Origin of the sequence: Streptomyces prasinopilosus, assembly GCF_001419695.1 — a bacterium.
GTDB lineage: Bacteria > Actinomycetota > Actinomycetes > Streptomycetales > Streptomycetaceae > Streptomyces > Streptomyces prasinopilosus.
Genome location: NZ_LIRG01001009.1, coordinates 1 through 2,581, shown reverse-complemented (window position 1 = coordinate 2,581; position 2,581 = coordinate 1). Strand labels below are relative to the sequence as shown.

Annotated in this window: 2 protein-coding genes and 1 pseudogene; 2 read left to right on the top strand and 1 reads right to left on the bottom strand. The window is 76.2% G+C overall.

Annotation, left to right across the window (positions count from 1 at the left end; translation table 11 throughout):
- Positions 1-725 (top strand): annotated as a pseudogene (gene rho, locus AOK18_RS29640) (transcription termination factor Rho); the annotation flags it as partial.
- Positions 726-898: 173 nt separating this feature from the next.
- Positions 899-2,119, top strand: coding sequence for a D-alanyl-D-alanine carboxypeptidase family protein (locus AOK18_RS29635; protein ID WP_055696300.1), 1,221 nt, complete (start codon positions 899-901; stop codon positions 2,117-2,119).
- Between the two features lie 101 nt (positions 2,120-2,220).
- Here the strand turns inward: AOK18_RS29635 and AOK18_RS29630 are convergent.
- A partial coding sequence (locus AOK18_RS29630) for an asparaginase (RefSeq protein WP_167738762.1) occupies positions 2,221-2,581 on the bottom strand: 361 nt, incomplete at its 5' end.

Below are 2,581 nucleotides of genomic sequence, written 5' to 3'. Positions count from 1 at the left end.
CGCCGAAGACCGGCAAGACCGTGCTGATCCAGCAGCTCGCGGCGGCCGTCGCGGGCAACCACCCCGAGTGCCGCCTGATGGTGGTGCTGCTCGACGAACGCCCCGAGGAGGTCACCGACATGCGCCGCTCGGTGCGCGGCGAGGTGTACGCCTCGACCTTCGACAGGCCGGCCGCGCAGCACATCGCCCTGGCCGAGCTGGTGATCGAGCGGGCCAAGCGGCTGGTCGAGGCGGGCGAGGACGTCGTCGTCCTGCTCGACTCGCTGACCCGGCTCTGCCGGGCGTACAACACCGCCGCCGCCCCCGGCGGCCGCACCATGAGCGGCGGGGTCGACGCCTCGGCGCTGATCGGCCCGAAGCGGTTCTTCGGGGCCGCGCGCCGGGCCGAGGAGGGCGGTTCGCTCACGATCCTCGCCTCGGCCCTGGTGGAGACCGGCTCCCGCGCCGACGAGTTCTACTTCGAGGAGCTCAAGAGCACCGGCAACATGGAGCTCCGGCTGAGCCGGGAAGCGGCCTCCCGCCGGCTGTTCCCGGCCGTCGACATCGCCCCGTCCGGCACCCGCCGGGAAGAACTGCTGCTCACCCCCGCGGAACTGTCGGCCGCACAGGGTCTGAGGCGGGCGCTGCAGTCCCAGGGTCGGTCCGGCCTGGAGACGCTGCTGGAGCGGTTGCGCGAGGCCCCCGACAACGCGGCCTTCCTCCGGCGCGTCCGGCCCACCCTGCCCGGCGACCGGCCGGTGTCCGGCGGCTGACGGTGCCCGGCGGCTGACGGTGCCCGGCGGCCGCATCCGGCCGCCCGTGAGCAGCAGCCGTCCCGCCGTACGGCATCCGGGTGCTTGCGGAGGGTTTCCGGCCCGGTCACCGCGGCCGTCCGGGGTCCCCTTCCTACGTTTGCGATATGACTATCGGATTTGCTTCGCGGGCTGCCGTGTCCACCTGCGCCCTCTGCGCGGCGGGCCTGCTGGCGCTCACCCCCGCCACGACGAGCGCCGGCACGCGCGCGGGCCCCGCGCCGTCGCCCGGTCACGGAGTGCGGGCCGCCGTGAAACCGCGGACCGCGGGACCCGCCGCGCCGGATTCGCTGCTGTACCGCTCCGGTACCCAGGTCCGTCCGCTCGCCGGGGCACCCGGGGTGCCGGAGCTGTCCGCCCGGTCGTGGCTGGTGGCCGACGCCGACTCCGGTGAGGTGCTCGCCGCGCACGACGCGCACCGCAGGCTCCCGCCCGCCAGCACCCTCAAGACCCTGTTCGCGCTCACCGTGCTGCCCGTCCTGCCCTCCGGCATCCGGCACACCGTCAGCGAGGAGGAACTGACGGGCATCGGCCCCGGGAGCAGCCGGGTCGGTGTGGCGGAGGACCTCACGTACCGGGTCTCCGACCTGTGGAACGGAGTCTTCCTCAGTTCGGGGAACGACGCCGTGCGGGTGCTGGCCTCTCTCAACGGCGGCTGGGAGGCCACCGCCGAGCGGATGCAGGCCAAGGCACGCGCCCTCGGCGCCCACGACACGCAGGTGGAGTCGCCCGACGGCTACGACGCCCCGGGACAGGTGTCGTCCGCGTTCGACCTGGCGGTGTTCGGCCGGGCCGGGCTGCAGCGCCCCGACTTCATCCGGTACTGCTCCCGCGAGGAGGCGATGTTCCCGGGCCGCGACGGCGCCTCGTACGGGATCCGCAACACCAACCGGCTGCTCACCGGTTCGGACGGGGTGGAGCGGTACCCGGGGATCGTCGGGATCAAGAACGGTTACACCAGCGGCGCCGGCCACACGCTCGTGGCGGCCGCACGCAGGGACGGGCGCACCCTCGTGGTGACGGTGCTGAACCCCCGGTGGGGCGGCGGGGACGCCGTGTACGAGGAGGCGCGCGCGCTGCTGGACTGGGGCTTCGACGCGTCCGGCCGGGTGGACGCGGTGGGGTCGCTGGACGCCCTGCGGGTCAAGTCGCTGCCGGGACCCGAGGCCCGGCCCGCGGCCACCCCGGCCCCCGTCGCGGTTCCGGCGGCGCGGGACCACGCGCCCGGACGGCCGGTGCCCTGGACGATCGCGGGCGCCGCACTGCTGGGCGCGGCGGGCGTGGCCCTGTTCCTGCGGTTCCGGCGGGGGCCGGTGGTACCGGACTGACCGGCCACCACCGGCCGCGACCCGCCGCTCCGGCACACGCTCGGGCGCACCGCCCGGGCGCACCGCTCGGTCGCACCGCCGCCCGCCGCTCCGGGAGGACGTCAGCGTCGTGCGGCGGCCCCGGGCAGCGGTTCCAGCGCGGGCACGGGGTGGACGCCGCCGACCGGCAGGCCGCCGCCGAGCAGCGGTTCGCCGGCGAACGCGGCGAGCGCGGCCGGGTCGACCCCTGCGTGGGCGAGGGCGGCCGCGGTCACCGGGACGCGTGCCCGGTCGGCACCGTCGGAGATCTTCACGGCGACGGCGCCGCCGTCGGGCAGGGCGGCGACCTGTACGCCCTCGAACCCGTCCTTGGCGAGCAGGCCGGGCACGGCCCCCATCAGGGCGGCGACGTCCCGGTCCGAGCCCGACGCCATCCGGGGGTGGTCGCGCATCGCGTCGGCGACCCGGGCCTCGGGGGTGCCG

What these genes read in the sequence shown, in the direction of transcription:
- AOK18_RS29635 (WP_055696300.1), top strand. Translation starts at nt 899, where the DNA reads ATGACTATCGGATTTGCTTCGCGGGCTGCCGTGTCCACCTGCGCCCTC.